Below are 16,664 nucleotides of genomic sequence, written 5' to 3'. Positions count from 1 at the left end.
AATTCATGCGGATCGGCGCCTCAAAACTCATTGTAGCACAAAAGAAAAACACAGCGTGTCGTGCCGGGAGACTTACATAAGGATGCCGTTTTCCTATATGTATGTCGTTCGAAGGCCAGAAAAATGCAATGGCCTCGGCTAAGTTTGATTGGGAAACCGTGCCGGAAGGGCAGCAAACCAAGCCCTGAAAGCCCCGGAGCCTGCCAAAGGTGCATGAATTCCCTTGAGTGGAATTGCCAGTGGCTAGTCCGAAAGACGGTCCGCCAAAGCGGATCAGGAGACTGTTACATATGGACGCCATCATCAAGAATTTTCCGCAGACCCCCGCCGATCTCGATGCGGATCGGCCCAGCCAGAAAGAAGCAGAGGATGCCGTCCGCACGCTGTTGCGTTGGGCAGGTGACGATCCGACGCGCGAAGGCCTGCTCGATACGCCAGCACGCGTGGCCAAAGCCTATCGTGAACTCTTTGCCGGCTATGATATGGACCCGGAAGATGTGCTGGGCCGTACCTTTGAAGAGGTTGCCGGCTACGACGACATGGTCCTGGTGAGGGATATTCCGTTCTTCTCTCATTGCGAACACCACATGGTTCCAATCATCGGCAAGGCCCATGTTGCCTACATGCCGGATGGCAAGGTGCTGGGCCTTTCGAAGATCGCACGCGTCGTTGAGATCTACGGTCGTCGCCTGCAAACGCAGGAAACCATGACCGCCCAGATCGCTAAGGCCATTGACGACACGCTCACTCCGCGCGGTGTAGCCGTCATGATTGAGGCCGAACACATGTGCATGGCGATGCGCGGTGTGCAAAAGCAGGGCTCGACCACATTGACGACAACATTTACCGGAACGTTCAAAACTGAGCCGGCTGATCAAGCCCGATTCATGTCCATGGTCCGGAGCCGCTGAATACGGCTTCAGTTAAGAAAGCCGCGATGATGCCCTTTGCGTTCAATGCGCCGTCCGATGATAAATCAGAACTTGAGGACGCGGGCGACTTCACGCCACGCTTTGACGATCGCGGCCTGATCACCGCGATTGTCACCGATTCCGCCGATGGCGAGTTGCTGATGGTGGCGCATATGAACGCCCAGGCCCTCGCACTGACCATTCAGACCGGGAAGGCTCATTACTTCAGCCGCTCGCGGGGCAAGCTCTGGATCAAGGGCGAAACCTCGGGCAACACCCAGATGGTCAAGGAAATCCGGACGGACTGCGACCAGGATGCCATCTGGCTGAAGGTCGAGGTCGCAGGCCATGATGCCACCTGTCACACCGGTCGCCGATCCTGCTTCTATAGGACCGTGAACCTCGAAGACGGCAAGCCGATGCTCGAAATCGTCGATGACGAGCTCCAGTTCGATCCGGACGAAGTCTACGGTAAAGAGTCATAAAAGCAGGCAGTTGCCTCTTATTGGGCCAAAATCTACGCCTATATACGAATTGGAAAGGGACGCGGGACACTAATATAGTTCGTTTTTAATTGTTTGCCGGGAGGGATACGAGCCATGCTGAATTGGGGATTGTACCGCCAAAGCTCCGAGGCGGGCGCGTCCAATGCCAGCACCCCGACCGCGCCAGACATGAACGCTCCCGCATCTCCTCCGCCTGCCCCCAAGAGAACCAAGCTTGCCCTTGCGCTGGGCGGCGGCGCCGCACGCGGCTGGGCGCATATAGGGGTTCTGCGCGCCCTGGACGAAGAAGGTATCGAGATCGGCATGGTTGCCGGAACCTCGATCGGTGCGCTGGTCGGCGGCTGCTATCTGGCGGGCAAGCTCGACGAACTGGAAGGATTCGCTCGTTCGCTGACGATGCGGCGTATAGCGAGCCTGCTTGATCTGACGATCGGCGGCAGTGGTCTGTTCGGCGGCATGCGGTTGACGAAGCGCATGCAGGAGCATCTTGAGGGGCTCAGCGTCGAAGATCTGGACCGGCCATTCGTGGCTGTCGCCGCCGAAGTAAACACCGGGCACGAAGTCTGGATCGCAAACGGATCGCTAATTACGGCTCTTCGCGCCTCCTATGCCCTCCCCGGCATTTTCGAACCCATCCGCAGCAATCAACGGACACTCGTCGATGGCGCGCTGGTCAATCCGGTTCCCGTTTCCGTATGTCGCGCCTACGAGCAACCGCTCGTGGTTGCCGTCAATCTGAACTACGATCTTTACGGTCGATCGGCTGTCGTCCGGCACAATGCAACCCTCTCGCGCTCCGAAGTCCAGCGACGCGAGGAGGTGCCCTATACCAAGCTCGGCATGACCGGTGTGATGGTGCAGGCTTTCAACATCATCCAGGACAGGATCGCGCGTGCGCGCTTGGCGGGCGATCCGCCGGACATATCGCTTCAGCCGCGTCTCGGCGATATCGGCCTCTCGGAATTCCATCGCGCTGGAGAAGCGATCGAGCGCGGCTATGAAGAAGCCAAGCTGAGGCTTCCCGAGTTGAAACGGATGCAGGAACTATTCGCCGGCTCTCTCTAGGCGCCGGCGAAGCATTCAGCCGGCGATGTAGGCCTTGATCTGTTCGGCTTCCAGTTCGACTTCAGCAATACGCGTCTTCACGACGTCACCAATCGAAATGATACCGGCAAGTTTGCCGTTCGTTTCGACAGGAACGTGACGGAAGCGTCGGCTCGTCATCAGCCCCATCAGGTCATACACTGTCGAATCTTCATGGCACCGATAGACCTTTGCGGTCATAAGCGAGCCAACCGGCTGATCGAGGCAGGCCGCCCCCGCCTTGGCGATCGCGTGCACGACGTCGCGCTCCGTGAAAATCCCGGAAATCTTGTTTTCCATCCCGACGATAACGATAGCGCCGATCTTCTTCTTGCTGAGAATCACAGCCGCCTCGGCAACGGTCGTGTTTGGCCCGGCGGTTACGACATCCCTGCCCTTCGCATCGAGTATGGCCTTGACTGAGTTGGACATTCTTGAACCTCCTATGTCGAAAGTGAAACACTTCAACTGATCACAGGCATCCGTGGCGGCTCTCCTCCCATCACGGATCAGGAGGAATGGTGCACTCCAATGCTCAAGATTGCAATATATCCGATGTCTCTGAAATGAGCGGCTGCTCGGGTGGCTCCCGGTCGAAAAAGCCGAAGAGAACGAAGCCGAAAACGAAGCCTCCGATATGGGCGTCCCAGGCGATTGCCTGGGATCCGTCGCCAATCAACGGGACGCCGACGGCGATCAGGAGATTGCCCACGAACCAGAAGAGAATGAAGGCGACGACCGTGCGGCTGCGAAACGCTCCCAGCATCGAGAGTAGCGGATTAAGACGCGCCGGCCCGCTCATCCGCTGTTCAGGCGGGAACGCAAAGCGGCAGGCAGCGCCCATCAGGCCGGACACCACGCCCGACGCGCCGATCAGCAGCGTGGCCCCTCCCCAATTTAAGGCCGCATGGAAGGCGGCGGACGCAGTTGCCGAGAGCACCCAGAAAACGATGAAGCGAAACGTTCCAATCCGGCGCGCCACCGGTGTGCCGAAGGCCATGAGCCACAGCCCGTTGAAAACGATATGCTCTATACTGGCGTGAAGCAGCGAATAGGTAATCGGCGTCCAGAAAAGTTGCGGGCCCTGCTCTGACAGCGGCGTGATGTAGCGCAACGGAATGAAGCCGAAATTGAAGAACAGCCAGTCGAGGCCGCTGCCGGATAGAAGCAGCGATTGAACCGCATATATCAGCCCCAGCAGCGCAAGTGCCGCGAGCACCGGGCCCGGAAGGTTGAAGATGGGTGACGGCGGCGGGGGCTCTATCGCCGTTTGCGGCTCCGACTGCTCGTTCATCTTCGTCCTCAATTGATTGCGGCACAGCCTTACAGGACGAAAGGTCAAAAAAAAAGCCGTCCGGCAAAGACCAGACGGCTTCGAGCGTCGAGGATATCCGCGCCCGACAGTCTGTGCTGAACTTCCCGAAGACAGGAAGCGATGGACAGACATTGTCACGGCGCGATGCGCGGCTCAATCGAAACCGTTCCTTAACCTTAACTGCTCCGAGCTGGCACGAGATACGCACAGCATCATAGCGCATGGCCATGACGGCCGTGTTTTGATCCAAAATGAAACAGCCGGTGCAGCAATGCGTCTCAAAACGACGATCGACCTATTCGAATATTGGACTCGGATCCGCGGCAAAGACGTTGCGCCGTTGAGATCGCAGGTCGAGCCAACGCATTTGCGGCAGATTCTGTCGAGCGTGTTTCTCCTCGAAACAGGTGATTCGGGCCGCATCGCATTCCGCCTTGCCGGAACCCGTATTTGCGATCTCTTTGGTCGCGATCTCCGTGGGGTCCCGTTTTCCGAGCTTTGGGCGCATGGGAAGGACGACATCGAACAGATGGCCACGGGCCTCATGAGCAACGCGATGCCGGAGCTGCTCAACGCCACGGGTTTCACCGCGGCCGGCCATTGTGCCTCCTTCGAAATTGTCCTCCTGCCGCTTCGCTCGGACGAGTGTCAATGCGACAAACTTCTGGGGGCTATCGCCCCCGCGGTCGCATCAAGCTGGCTGGAAGTCGTGCCGCTCCAGTTCCTCGCTCTCGATCGCATCCGATCACTGCACGAAGGGCTTGGCTCCGACAGGGAACTCAAGGATGCCGAGTTCGGAGATGAGCACCCGCTATACGAGCGTACCCCGTCGATCGCTGACACAATGCGACGCGTTATGTCCAATCTATTTGCTGAATTCGGCGTTCCAGGCTCGGTTAGGCACAACTGAATGCGTGCATAGTGGACGAATCTGAACAACCTTCTGTTAAGGGATTCCGGGTAATGATCGGTTGGTTGTATTTCATGAAGAAGCCCTTTGATGCACGCGTTCCAGCAAGTTCAGACGCAACGAACTGCGCCTCGCCTCGAACAAGGTGCCTTTCAACGTGTCCCAATCAACATGCAGGGCCGGCTTATGCTGGCGAACTACGAGGAATTTGAGTGCCTGGTCATCGATATGTCGCCGGGCGACATGTACGTGACTTGCCTGGGCCGCCCTCGTGCCAACGAGCGTGTGGTGGCCTATATCGATCACCTCGGGCGCGTCGAAGGCTATGTGCAGACGATCGATGGTCGTGGCTTTGTCATGTCGATCCATGCGACCGAACGCAAGCGCGAAAAGCTCGCAGCACAGCTAACTTGGCTTGCAAACAAGCATGAGCTTGGCCTTCCGGAAGACCGCCGTCACGACCGCCTGACGCCGCGCGAGACGAAAACCGAAATCACGCTGGAAGACGGCGCCCGCTACAGCTGCCGCATCATGGACCTGTCGCTTTCCGGCGCTGCAGTCGATGTCGAGGTGCGTCCGCCCATTGGCACACCTCTCCGCCTCGGCAATATGCGCGGCCGCGTCGTACGCCATTTCGTGGAAGGCGTTGCGATCGAATTCCTGTCGATCCAGTCGCGGGAAACACTGCGCGAATTTCTCTAATCGTGCCGCAGGCGCGCCGACCGGGTGCCTGCTGTTCGATGTTCGCTTATCGCGAATTTGATCCCTCGGCCTGTTGCACATCATTCTCTCGATCAACGCAACGGCGGCCGCACCCGCCCAGCCCGGCCGATTGGTCACTCGGCGCCTGCTCAAAGGCAGCTGGACCTTGAGAAGCCGCTTGCGGGCGCATGGCAATTTTTCAGAGCCTAGCCGCAAAGTAGTTCTCATCGATCGTGGGCCGTGGATCCGACAGCTGCTTTTCCGCAAAATTTCTCGATAATAATTTTGCTGCCGAAACGTGCCAATCGGCGAATTTCACCGCCAGCACCGCGATTATGATCTAGGCGCGGACCATCGCGGCGGCAGTGCAGATGGTAAATGAAGTCCTCCCAAAGCCTCGGATCCGGACGCTGCGTTAATAACTTGTCCCAAAATGCTGCGATTAAACGCCGAACCTCTTTCCGAGGAAGGAGCAATTTTAATCAAGTTTAGCGCGAAAGCCCTTCGAATTTTAGGCGAATTCGATTTTGTTTTTAGTCGATTTCTCTGCGTGTTTGAATCAACTAAGCCGTTAATTTAACTGCGTAATTTTGCGTCGAATAAAAATGTCTGTGTCAGGTTCTCCTCACAACGGGGACACGACAAATGACAATAACGAGTTTCATCAAAGGCAGTCTGGCCGTCGGTGCAATGTTGATCGCGATGGCGGGTTTGGGACAAGCGAGCCCCCTCAACATGACGGTCCTTGGAAATGCGAGCCCGCCGATCGGTGCCTACCAATTCTGCAAGGAAATGCCTACCGAGTGCGCCAATGCAGACGGCGATCAAGGCGAGTTGCTTCTGACGGAGGAACGCTGGAAGACGATCCTCAAAGCGAACTACCAGGTCAATTCGTCGATCACGCCGTTGACCGACAAGGAAATCTACGGTGTCGAAGAACGCTGGGCCTATCCGCGCACCGCCGGCGATTGCGAAGACTATGCGCTGCTGAAGCGCAAGATGCTGATCGAAGCCGGCTTCTCGCCTTCCGATCTGCTGATCACCGTCGTCCTGCAGCCGAATGGCGAAGGCCATGCGGTGCTGACGGTCCGCACGGACCGCGGCGATTTCATCCTCGATAACATGCGCAACAAGGTCATGCTTTGGGCCGATACCGAATACACCTACCTCAAGCGTCAGTCCGCTAACGATCCGAGCCGCTGGGTCAAGCTGCAGGATGGTCGCGCGGTGGCGGTCGGCAGCGTCAAGTAAGCGCGTAACGCCGGGAATATCCGGCGGTAACCATAAGGCTCCGGTCGTCCCCCGCATCCCCGTGCCTGACCGGCGCCACAGAGCCGCTCCCGCTGTCCCGGGAGCGGTTCGTTTTTTTCTTGCCGCAAGGCGGCGCTTAAGTGTTCGTTAACCGTATCAGCCAGACAATTGCTGCATCAACCAACGGCACCGGCGACTCTTGTTCCTTTCGCGGCGGTCTGACATCCGAAGGCCGCCATGAACCATACCGGTACCGCACGCGAAATTGAGGAGTCGCCACTCCTTTCGACGCGTTTCGTCGTCCGTTTTACGATCGCTGTCGCCTGCCTTGCGGCTTTGACACTGGCCATCAGTTTCGGTGGTCGCTGGTTTGGCGCTCGCATTTCCCTCGCTGGCAATACCGATGCGATAACGCCGATAACCCTGACGATTGGCCGCGATACTCTCCGCCTTCCCGAAAACACGCTGCGCTTCCCTAGCCAGCGGAAGGACGGCCTGTTCGAAAGGGCGGACCTCTATCTCACTTGGCCGGAAATGCAGGGCTACAGCAAGGAACACCACGAGCGTTTCGACGATGTTACCCAGTCGTCGGGACTGATCTTCCTTCAGGTCACCCAAAGCACTATGTCCCGGGATATGTCGGGACGACTAGAACCGATCTACTCGCATCTCGTCGAGGGCGACGGCGTCGCCTTTGCCAATGGCATGACGCTGCATCACCTGCGCGCAGACGCGGGCTATGCCGATGAGGTTCTGTTGACCGCGCCGCGCGCCGGCGGCCAGGACTATGTCGTACGTTGCGCCTTGCCGGCGACGCGTCAAATGGCCACCAGCGGGGATTGCCAGCGTGACATAAAACTCGGTCGCGACTTAACTGTGCTTTACCGGTTCTCCAGCACGCATCTGCCTGATTGGGACCATATTGATGCCGCTATTCGCCATTTTGTGGAAGAGCGACTTGTGGACGCTTCTGCGCCAGGTCGCTAGAATGATCCGATGTGGCGAAAGAAACGATTAATCATAAACGGATTGGTAACCACGGACGGATAATTTGCTGAGAGAACGATCGCGCCGGGAGGGCGGCCGATCTCTCCAGTGTCCGAAATGCAAGCGAAGAGTAGAATAGTGCCAAGGTCAGTCTCCTCCGTATCACCATCGCGATCCCGCAATATTCTTATAAGAGCGATCACGGCGCTGTCTCTGGCGGCCGGTATCATTATGGCCGACTCGATCGATGCCGATGCGGAGGCTGCCAACTCAAAATACGCGGGTATCGTCGTTGACGCGAAAACCGGCAACGTTCTCTATAGCGAGAACGCGGATCGCCTGCAGTATCCGGCCTCTCTCACAAAGATGATGACGCTCTACCTGACCTTCGAAGCATTGGAGCAGGGGCGCATCCGCCTGGACACCTCGGTGCCCTTTTCCGCCCACGCTTCCGCCCAGGCGCCGACGAAGCTCGGTGTTCGCGCAGGTGGTACGATCTCCGTCGAACAGGCAATCCTTGGCCTCGTGACGCTGTCGGCCAATGACGCGTCCACTGCTCTCGGCGAGTTGCTTGGTGGCACAGAGGATCGTTTCGCCCAGCTGATGACCGCGAAAGCGCATGCGCTTGGTATGACGCGTACGACCTATCGTAATGCCAACGGCCTGCCGAATACCGCCCAGATGACGACTGCGCGCGACCAGGCCCGCCTGGGTATCGCACTTCGCCAGCATTTTCCGCAGTATTACGGCTATTTCTCCACGCAGAGCTTTAAGTTCGGAAATCGCATCATCCGTAGCCACAACCGTCTTGTCGGCTCCGTGCGCGGCGTCGATGGCATCAAGACGGGTTATACCCGGGCGGCTGGTTTTAATCTGGTTAGCTCCGTTCAGGTCGATGGAAAGTCGATCGTTGGCGTTGTTCTCGGCGGGGCTTCGACCCCTGCCCGCGACAATCAGATGCGCAAGCTGATCGCCGCCTACCTGCCCAAGGCATCCAGCCGCAGTGGTTCCTCGGATCTGATCGCCCAGACCGCGCCACAACCGGTAGCGCCCGTCGCCGAAACACGCGTCGCTTCGGCTGCACCTGAAATCAGCCTGCCTCGGACAGCGCCAACGCCGGATACCCGCGATCAAGCGGCCTCCGCGCAGGTTGCGTATGCCGACGTTGCCAAGTCGAAGTCCGACAATCCGCTCCTCCAGCAGGAAATGCCAGCACCGACGAAGGTCAAGACCCAGGCGATCAAGCAGGCATCTGTTGCTACGCCCACACCTGCTCCTGCCTATGTCCCGCCGGAACAGGGCGATACGTCTGTCGACGAACTGACGACCGCATCGACCAAGGAACCGCAGCTGGCCGGTTGGGCCGTTCAGATTGGCGTTTCTTCCAGCAAGGAAGGCGCGATGGACCTGCTCGACAGCGCCAAGAACAAGGGTGGCAAGTCCCTTCGTTCCGCAAAGCCTATCGCAGTCGCCAATGCCGGAAGCTACCGTGCTCGCTTCAGCGGTTTCGATGACCAGCGTTCTGCTGTGAACGCCTGCAACGCCCTCAAGCGCGCCGGCGTGAAGTGCTGGGCTACGGCCCAATGATCAGCTGACATGCCGCCCACTAGACCGGGCGGCATGTCACAGACGTCGTGATCGTGTGTTTGATCCGACGGAGTTCTGAGACTCGGTTTGTAATGCGTACGGGGATGAGAATGGCGATCAACGAGAATGTTCCGGAATTTCCGCCACATGGTCGGGTGACCGGCAAAAATCCGCGAGCCGGTTTGCACCCGCTACATGAAGCGGCTTTGCGACTGGCAGAGGTAGGATTGCAGCGGCAGAAGCCGAAATCGGCAAAGACCAAGGACCTGATCAATCTGCTACTGTGCCACGGCGCGCGGGCCTGGCGTTGCTCACAGGCGGAAACCAGTATCCACCTTCACGTCTCCTGCCCGGAAGGTCGGGCACCGGTAACGTTGCGCCTGCGCTAAGCTAGTCAGAGCAGGCCGAGTTCGGAAAGCTCGCGGCGAAGGTCCGCGGGCATTTCCGCAATTCCTTCTCCAAGGCTATTCAGATCGCGCGGCACATCATCTTGCGGATAGTAGCGCCAGCCCTGGAACGCACGCTTCGGCTGGACTGCCGTTTCGATCACCTCGGGCCCCAGCACCAGATGGCAACGTGAGATTCCCTCGCCATCGGTAAAGGTCTGGATATCGAGCAGCTTCTGGCGCGCCTGCACCTGCCCCTTGATCACCCAGTAGAGCGAACCGCCGTCAAGCAACTCTTCGACCCGTTTCGGGACCATCCTCGTCGTATGCACGGAATGAGGCTCTAGCCCGGCCGCAATCGCCCTGAGAGACCGCTCGGCGACCCACTCACGCAGATCGTCGATCGAATCCGCGCCCACACACAGTTTAATGAGATGCAATGCCATGCCGCCGTTCAAATCCTTTTATCGGGCAGCGTCAAGCGGCAAGTCGCATGTTCACAAAGTCAGCATTCCACGACGTTGACGGCAAGGCCGCCGGTAGAAGTCTCCTTGTACTTCTCGCTCATGTCGTTGCCGGTCTGCCGCATGGTTTCGATGCAGGCGTCGAGCGGAACGAAGTGTCTGCCATCGCCCTTGATGGCCAGTGAGGCAGCCGTAACTGCCTTGACCGCGCCGAGGGCATTTCGTTCGATGCAGGGAACCTGCACGAGACCCGCGACTGGATCACAGCTCATCCCAAGATGGTGTTCCAGCGCGATTTCGGCGGCGTTCTCGATCTGCTCTGGCGTCCCGCCCATGACCGCGGCAAGGCCGGCAGCCGCCATGGCGGCTGCGGAGCCCACCTCACCCTGACAGCCGACCTCTGCGCCGGAAATCGAGGCGTTGTGCTTGATGATCCCACCGACCGCAGCAGCGGTCAGAAGATAATCGCGGATGCCGTTCTGGTCCCAATCGTCGTGGAAATGCTCATAATAGCGGATCGTCGCCGGGATAACGCCCGCGGCACCGTTCGTCGGAGCGGTCACGACGCGACCACCAGCAGCATTTTCCTCGTTGACGGCCATGGCGTAGACGCTCAGCCAGTCGTTCGCGAGCAGCGGGTTGATGCGGTTGCTGCGCCATTCCTCCTGCAGCTTGTCGTGAATCGCGCGGGCGCGGCGGCGAACATTCAGCCCGCCCGGCATGATGCCATCGACCTTGAGCCCGCGTTCGATACACGAGCGCATTGCTTCCCAGATGCGATCAAGACCGGCGTCCAGTTCCTCGCGGCTACGCTGCGTTTCCTCATTGGCACGCTTCATCTGCGCGATCGAGAGGCCGGAGCGCGCGGCCATGTCGAGCATCTGCTTGGCCGAGGAGAAAGGATAGGGAACCTTGAGCGAATCGGACGGAGTCTTCTTCTTTGCACGCATCTGCTCGAGCTCGGTGTCGGTCACGACGAAGCCGCCGCCGACTGAATAGTAGATGCGCTTGACCAGCATCCGCCCGTCCTTGTCGAAGGCGGAAAGCGACATACCGTTGGCGTGGCCCGGCAACGGCTGCTTCTTGTCGAAGATCAGATCGGTCTTCGGCTGGAAACCATAACTCGGATGCCCCGGCGGCGAGATACGGCCGGAGCGCTCCACCTGGCTGATGATCCCGTCCATCTTGTCTGGATCTACGCTGTCGGGCTGCTCGCCCATCAGGCCGAGGACGACGGCCCTGCCGGTCCCGTGCCCGATCCCTGTATGCGCCAGTGAGCCGTGCAGGCTGACCTTTATGGACGCGACCTGGGCGCCAGAGGTCGGGCGCGGCCAGTCGTTTGACAGGATCAGATCGAGGAATCGATTGGCTGCAGTCATCGGACCCATCGTGTGCGAACTGGAGGGCCCGACACCGATCTTGAAGACGTCGAAAACGGAAAGGAACATGACTGCGTCCTGTATAGTTGCTGCGCAAACCTACGCTACCGGCTCCCACGATCCCGGCGATGGACCGACATGGCATTTCACGCGTGCGACATCTGTAAAACGAAGCGCTGCGACTTGCTAGTCATTGCGGCGTGCCACCGCATCTGTAGAGTGACGCGGCGACGGGAGCCTGATTCAATATAATGATGACGACAGGGGATTACATTGCACTGGTGTTCTTTGCAGTGATCTGGTTCGGCTATGCGCGCCTGCTGCAAAGCTCGAGTTTCTTCGGCCGAACCAGCCTCACCCACGCCATGCGGGAACGCCGGCGCGAGTGGATCTACAATTCGCTGCGCCGCGATTTGAAGATGATCGACACCCAGATCATGGCCGGCCTGCAGAATGGCACCGCATTCTTCGCCTCGACGTCGATTTTCGCCATCGGCAGCTGCTTTGCTCTGTTGGGGGCAACGGAGAAAGTCGACGCCGTCTTCGCTGACCTGCCCTTCGTCTTTCATAGCGGGCATGCCGTCTTTGAAATGAAGGTCGGCGGCCTCGCGGCGCTTTTCGGATACGCCTTTTTCAAATTCGGCTGGTCGTATCGCCTCTTCAACTACTGCACCATCCTCTTCGGCTCAATCCCGATGATGCGCGACAGCGAACACGATGTGATTGCCGCCGAGCGGGCGGCGGAACGCGTCATCCGCATGAACATCATTGCCGCGGGTCATTTCAACGAGGGGCTGCGCGCCATCTTCCTCTCGATCGGTTATCTCGGTTGGTTCATCAATCCCTATGTTTTCATGCTCACGACGACGATCGTGATCGTCGTTCTGACGAGGCGGCAGTTCTTCTCCGAGGCGCGGCTGGCGATCATGGACGCTCAACCGCCATCAAATCTCCACCGTTCTCCTATTTCCCGCGCCAAGCCGTCGAACGATGGCAATGACTCATCCGAGGGATTGTGAATGACCGCTCTAGCGACGGAAACACATGCGAGCGTTAAGCCGCCTCGCATTGGCTTGCTGGACACAGCGCGCGGTGTCGCCCTGCTGGCGATGGCGACCTATCATTTCACCTGGGATATGGAGTTCATGGGCTACCTCGCCCCAGGCACGGCAGAAACCGGCTGGCTGAAGCTCTATGCCCGCGCCATCGCATCGACCTTCCTTTTCATTGTCGGCGTCAGCCTGGTCCTCGCAAACACGCCGGAGATCCGCTGGCGCCCGTTCTGGAAGCGGTTTGCGATGATCACTGCCGCGGCGCTTGCGATCTCAGTGGTGACGCGCTTTGTTTTCCCCGGCGAATGGATATTCTTCGGCATTCTCCATTGCATCGCGGTCCTCAGCCTCCTGGGCCTTGCCTTCCTGCGTCTGCCCTTGCCTGTCACCATCGCCGCAACCGCTGCTGTTACCGCGGCATGGGTCGTGGATACGTGGGTCGCGCCCAACCTGTTGCGCTCGCAGATCTTCAATCCGCGTTACCTCGCATGGATCGGCCTGGCAGAGATGCCGCAACGGTCGAACGACTATGTCCCGATCTTTCCTTGGGCGGTGCCCTTCCTGCTTGGCATGACGACAGCTCTGCTTGCCATGAGGACGGGGCTTCCCGAGAGGCTTGCAAAGCTTGGCACGGGCTCAAGCCTGCCGGCAAGGGCGGGGCGTCATAGCCTCGCCTTTTACCTCATTCATCAGCCGGTGCTGATTGCAGTTGCCTACGGACTTTCCGTGATCATTCCGCCCGCTAAGCCGGACCCGGTCGAAACCTACCTGAGGCAATGCAATGCCTCCTGCATGATGCAGGAAGGTGAAGCGCTATGCCGCAGCTTCTGCCAGTGCACCCTCGATGCGCTGCAGACACAAAAGCTCTTCACGGAATTCCAGTCTGGCGCCGTCAAGCCGGATGACGGGCGGATCATGGCGTTGGCGAGCGAGTGCAGCGCCAACGCGCAATAGTCAGGTGCCGACGCCGATATCGGCCAGACGACCGAGGCATGCCTCTTCGATATTGTCGAGCTCGGCCAGGGTGTCGTCGATGTCCTTGCGCTTCTGGCGCAGGTCTTCGCGCTTCTCATCGACGCGCTTCATCAGGAGCTTCAGCTGGCCCAACTCGCCAGGCGGCTCCTTGTAGACCTGGATGATCTCGCGGATTTCCGCAATGGTGAAGCCGATACGTCGGCCTCGCAGGATTTCCTGGATTAGGCGGCGGTCTGCCGGACGGAACAACCGCGTGCGTCCACGGCGTTCGGGATGGATCAACCCTTCGTCTTCGTAGAACCTCAATGTACGCGTCGACACTCCAAACTCGCGCGTCAATTCGGTTATGCTATAGTACTTGCTGACCGGCATAGGCTCCCCACCATTAAGGGTGCCAATAATATTGACTTTTACGTAATAGTCAATTTCTGCGCGGAAATTCGAGCCGGCTAAATTCCGAACCACCATGTAGCGATACCGAGAAAGGCAAAAAAGCCCGTACAATCGGTTACGGTCGTGACAAAAACTGACGACGCAATGGCTGGGTCGGCTCCGACCTTATGCAGGAGCAACGGTAGCAGAATTCCGGCAAGGGCTGCCGCAAAAAGATTGATGATCATCGCGGCGCCGATCACGAAGCCCAGCTGATAGTCGTGAAACCAGGTGGCAGCGATGGCCCCCATGATGACGGAGAACAGCGCGCCATTGGCGACGCCGACCCCCGCCTCCCTGCGGATGATGCGCCCGGCGTTGTAGATATCAATGTCGCCGGTCGCCAACGCGCGGACGGTAACCGTCATCGTCTGCGTGCCCGCATTGCCGCCCATGGAGGCCACGATCGGCATCAGCACCGCAAGCGCAATCATCTTCTCGATCGATTCGTCGAACAACCCGATGACGCTTGCAGACAGCAAGGCCGTTCCGAGGTTGATCACGAGCCAGAGAAAGCGAGAGCGGACGGTTGAGAAAACATTGTCCGACAGCTCTTCGTCGCCGACACCGCCCAGACGCTTGATGTCTTCGTCGGCTTCCTCGTGAATGACGTCGACCACGTCGTCGATCGTGAGCACACCGACCAGCCTGTCGTTCTCGTCGACGACGGCGGCGGAGAGAAGGTCGTATTGTTCGAAAAGCTGGGCGGCCTCTTCCTGGTCCATCTCCGCAGGGATCGGATGATTCGTCTCCCGCATGATGGATTCGATCTTGGTTTGCCGCTTTGTCCGCAGGATCTTGTCCAGATCGACGGCGCCCAATAGCTTGAATGTCGGGTCGATGACAAAGATCTGCGAGAACGAGTATGGCAGGTCTTCCTCGTCGCGCATGTAGTCGATCGTTTGCCCGACCGTCCAGAACGGCGGGACCGCGACGAACTCCGTCTGCATACGACGGCCGGCCGAGCTTTCCGGATAGTCGAGCGCGCGCCGCAGCCTCACACGTTCGGTAAACGGCAGCTGCGCGAGGATTTCTTCGCGATCCTCAGTGTCGAGGTCCTCGAGAATGTAAACGGCATCGTCCGAATCGAGTTCACCAATCGCTGCGGCGATCTGCTCGTTCGGCATCTGGTCGACGATCTCGCGGCGAATCGTTTCATCGACCTCGGTCAGCGCCGTCATGTCGAATTCGTCGCCGAGAAGGCGAACAAGCGCGAGCCGCTGGTCCGGCTGCAGCGATTCGAGAAGGTCGCCTATTTCGGATTCATGCAGGCGGGCGACGTGCTGGCGCAAGAAGATCGTGTCGCGATCGGCAATCGCGGCGCCGACCAGCGCCAGGAAATCGCCCCGGACGTTGCCATTTTCATCATAGATGTCGGCGTCGCCGCTGTCTGGACGCGGGCGGACGAGCTCTTCTGCGTCGTTCGTCATGGTTGCCGCCCTCGCATCCCGTTTGAAGTTCAATGACTAAGCGCCGAATTATATAGCTTCGTGCTAGCTCAAAGCTTGAAGTCCGTCCAGCCGCAAACGCCTCGCGTGGATGACAATGCGCGTGCGCAGCGATAGTTTCCGCGCATCTCAAAACAGGAATTTTGCCAGTGGCTGTCCGACCCATATTGCGCTTTCCCGACATTGGCCTGAAAACCGTTTGCGAACCCGTCGAAATCTTTGACCAGAGGCTGCGCGACCTCGCGGACGATTTGCTGGATACGATGCGGGCGGCGCCAGGCGTCGGTATCACTGCTGCGCACATCGGCGTCTTTCTGCGGGTGGCCGTCATTGAGCTTGGCCGAAACGAAGGCGTGCGCCACTACGTCAATCCGGAGATTGTGTCAGTGTCAGACGACACGATTCGCCATGTTGAAGGGAGCGTCTCCATGCCCGGTATGACTGATGAGGTCGTCCGGCCAAAGGCAATTCGTGTTCGATACCGTGATCTGACGGGCGTCGTTCACGAGGAGGAAGCGGAGGGCTTCCTCGCCGTCTGCATCCAGCACGAAATTGACCAGCTCGACGGCATCTTTTGGATACAGCGCCTTTCCAGGCTCAAGCGCGAGCGGCTGGTCAAACGGTGGGAGAAGTTACGAAAGTAGCCCCGGCTGAGTGCACAATTAATCTTCATCTGGTTGTGTAAACACGGTAGCGCGCGCTTTCCGAATGAGAGAGAATGTTCCATCACGAAACGGTCAATTTCGGTCGCTGATCTGTGATTTCATTTGATAAAACGGCACCGTTCGCGTGATTTTTTGCCCGCATTCTTGCCGCAATTTGAGCGCGAACTAACTCCTGCCGAGGGTTTGGTGTCGTTGTCAATGCAACGATGAATTGAGGAGTTATCCCATGCGTTTCAGATTTGCGGCCGCCGCTTCCGTTCTTGCCCTTAGCCTCGGCCTAGGAAGTGCAGCCTTTGCCCAACAGTACTCGAACGACTACAGCAACGACAGCGACGGGTTTGCGCCCGTCCAGATGACGGCGAAAAAGCCAATTCACTACGCCAATCGCAAGGCACCGGAATATTCCAACGACTACACGAATGACAGCGACGGATTTGCGCCAGCCCGGATGTCGGCTCCCGTCGACAGGATGACAACGGGAAGCGTCCGGCGCCTGCCCGACTGCGACTACATGAGGACGAACTCCGGGGTGCATACGGCTGGCGGCGATAGCGGAGCGTCACATACCGATGCCTGCCGCGACATCGGCGACAAATAGCAATCGATTGCCG

The 16,664-nt window shown here is 58.7% G+C and carries 19 protein-coding genes; 13 read left to right on the top strand and 6 right to left on the bottom strand.

Annotated elements, in window-relative coordinates:
- The first annotated feature begins 290 nt into the window (after positions 1–290).
- The 3 genes from folE to C934_RS0101625 all read left to right on the top strand — a co-directional run bounded on the left by folE (position 291) and on the right by C934_RS0101625 (position 2,482).
- Entirely contained in the window at positions 291–911 is a 621-nt protein-coding gene (gene folE / locus C934_RS0101635; RefSeq protein WP_018854970.1) for a GTP cyclohydrolase I FolE, read from the top strand.
- Positions 912–937: 26 nt separating this feature from the next.
- Positions 938–1,396, top strand: a complete 459-nt coding sequence (hisI, locus tag C934_RS0101630; RefSeq protein WP_018854969.1) for a phosphoribosyl-AMP cyclohydrolase — start codon at positions 938–940, stop codon at positions 1,394–1,396.
- A gap of 114 nt (positions 1,397–1,510) precedes the next feature.
- Entirely contained in the window at positions 1,511–2,482 is a 972-nt protein-coding gene (locus C934_RS0101625) for a patatin-like phospholipase family protein (RefSeq protein WP_018854968.1), read from the top strand.
- Positions 2,483–2,497: 15 nt separating this feature from the next.
- On the opposite strand, the gene C934_RS0101620 is transcribed toward C934_RS0101625, so the two are convergent.
- Positions 2,498–2,932 carry a CBS domain-containing protein gene (locus C934_RS0101620; protein WP_018854967.1) on the bottom strand — a complete coding sequence of 145 codons (435 nt, stop codon included), beginning with the start codon at positions 2,930–2,932 and terminating at the stop codon, positions 2,498–2,500.
- 103 nt (positions 2,933–3,035) lie between these two features.
- Positions 3,036–3,794: a rhomboid family intramembrane serine protease gene (locus tag C934_RS0101615; protein ID WP_018854966.1), complete on the bottom strand. Its 759-nt coding sequence runs from the start codon at positions 3,792–3,794 to the stop codon at positions 3,036–3,038.
- 292 nt (positions 3,795–4,086) lie between these two features.
- Between C934_RS0101615 and C934_RS0101610 the strand changes: the two genes are divergently transcribed.
- From C934_RS0101610 to C934_RS0101580, 6 genes are all read left to right on the top strand, one after another.
- Complete coding sequence (locus C934_RS0101610) at positions 4,087–4,725, top strand: PAS domain-containing protein (RefSeq protein WP_018854965.1); 639 nt, start codon at positions 4,087–4,089, stop codon at positions 4,723–4,725.
- A 90-nt stretch (positions 4,726–4,815) separates the two neighbouring features.
- Positions 4,816–5,427: a PilZ domain-containing protein gene (locus tag C934_RS0101605; protein ID WP_018854964.1), complete on the top strand. Its 612-nt coding sequence runs from the start codon at positions 4,816–4,818 to the stop codon at positions 5,425–5,427.
- A gap of 645 nt (positions 5,428–6,072) precedes the next feature.
- Entirely contained in the window at positions 6,073–6,678 is a 606-nt protein-coding gene (locus C934_RS0101600; protein ID WP_018854963.1) for a transglutaminase-like cysteine peptidase, read from the top strand.
- A 237-nt stretch (positions 6,679–6,915) separates the two neighbouring features.
- Complete coding sequence (locus tag C934_RS0101595; RefSeq protein WP_018854962.1) at positions 6,916–7,665, top strand: hypothetical protein; 750 nt, start codon at positions 6,916–6,918, stop codon at positions 7,663–7,665.
- Between the two features lie 117 nt (positions 7,666–7,782).
- Positions 7,783–9,252, top strand: coding sequence for a D-alanyl-D-alanine carboxypeptidase (locus tag C934_RS0101585; RefSeq protein WP_026371490.1), 1,470 nt, complete (start codon positions 7,783–7,785; stop codon positions 9,250–9,252).
- A gap of 110 nt (positions 9,253–9,362) precedes the next feature.
- Complete coding sequence (locus C934_RS0101580) at positions 9,363–9,641, top strand: hypothetical protein (protein WP_018854959.1); 279 nt, start codon at positions 9,363–9,365, stop codon at positions 9,639–9,641.
- Between the two features lie 5 nt (positions 9,642–9,646).
- Here C934_RS0101580 and C934_RS0101575 read toward each other — a convergent pair whose 3' ends face one another.
- A complete protein-coding gene (locus C934_RS0101575) occupies positions 9,647–10,084 on the bottom strand; it encodes a DUF1489 family protein (protein WP_016554039.1) in 438 nt (145 codons plus the stop codon).
- Between the two features lie 59 nt (positions 10,085–10,143).
- Positions 10,144–11,550, bottom strand: a complete 1,407-nt coding sequence (locus C934_RS0101570) for an L-serine ammonia-lyase (RefSeq protein ID WP_018854958.1) — start codon at positions 11,548–11,550, stop codon at positions 10,144–10,146.
- Between the two features lie 185 nt (positions 11,551–11,735).
- Between C934_RS0101570 and C934_RS0101565 the strand changes: the two genes are divergently transcribed.
- Both C934_RS0101565 and C934_RS0101560 read left to right on the top strand, forming a co-directional pair.
- On the top strand, positions 11,736–12,500 hold the full coding sequence (locus C934_RS0101565) for a DUF599 domain-containing protein (protein WP_026371489.1): 765 nt from the start codon (positions 11,736–11,738) through the stop codon (positions 12,498–12,500).
- Positions 12,501–13,487 carry a heparan-alpha-glucosaminide N-acetyltransferase gene (locus C934_RS0101560; RefSeq protein WP_018854956.1) on the top strand — a complete coding sequence of 329 codons (987 nt, stop codon included), beginning with the start codon at positions 12,501–12,503 and terminating at the stop codon, positions 13,485–13,487.
- Here C934_RS0101560 and C934_RS0101555 read toward each other — a convergent pair whose 3' ends face one another.
- A complete protein-coding gene (locus C934_RS0101555) occupies positions 13,488–13,880 on the bottom strand; it encodes a MerR family transcriptional regulator (protein ID WP_016554043.1) in 393 nt (130 codons plus the stop codon).
- A 77-nt stretch (positions 13,881–13,957) separates the two neighbouring features.
- Positions 13,958–15,370, bottom strand: coding sequence for a magnesium transporter (gene mgtE / locus C934_RS0101550; protein ID WP_018854955.1), 1,413 nt, complete (start codon positions 15,368–15,370; stop codon positions 13,958–13,960).
- Between the two features lie 167 nt (positions 15,371–15,537).
- On the opposite strand from mgtE, the gene C934_RS0101545 reads away from it, so the two are divergent.
- Entirely contained in the window at positions 15,538–16,032 is a 495-nt protein-coding gene (locus C934_RS0101545; RefSeq protein ID WP_026371488.1) for a peptide deformylase, read from the top strand.
- A 247-nt stretch (positions 16,033–16,279) separates the two neighbouring features.
- Complete coding sequence (locus C934_RS0101540) at positions 16,280–16,651, top strand: hypothetical protein (protein WP_018854953.1); 372 nt, start codon at positions 16,280–16,282, stop codon at positions 16,649–16,651.
- Positions 16,652–16,664: the final 13 nt, after the last annotated feature.

The organism is Rhizobium sp. 42MFCr.1, assembly GCF_000377185.1.
Classification (GTDB): Bacteria; Pseudomonadota; Alphaproteobacteria; order Rhizobiales; family Rhizobiaceae; genus Rhizobium; species Rhizobium altiplani.
Note: the sequence above shows the minus strand (reverse complement) of the source record. Positions and strands in the feature narration are given on the sequence as shown.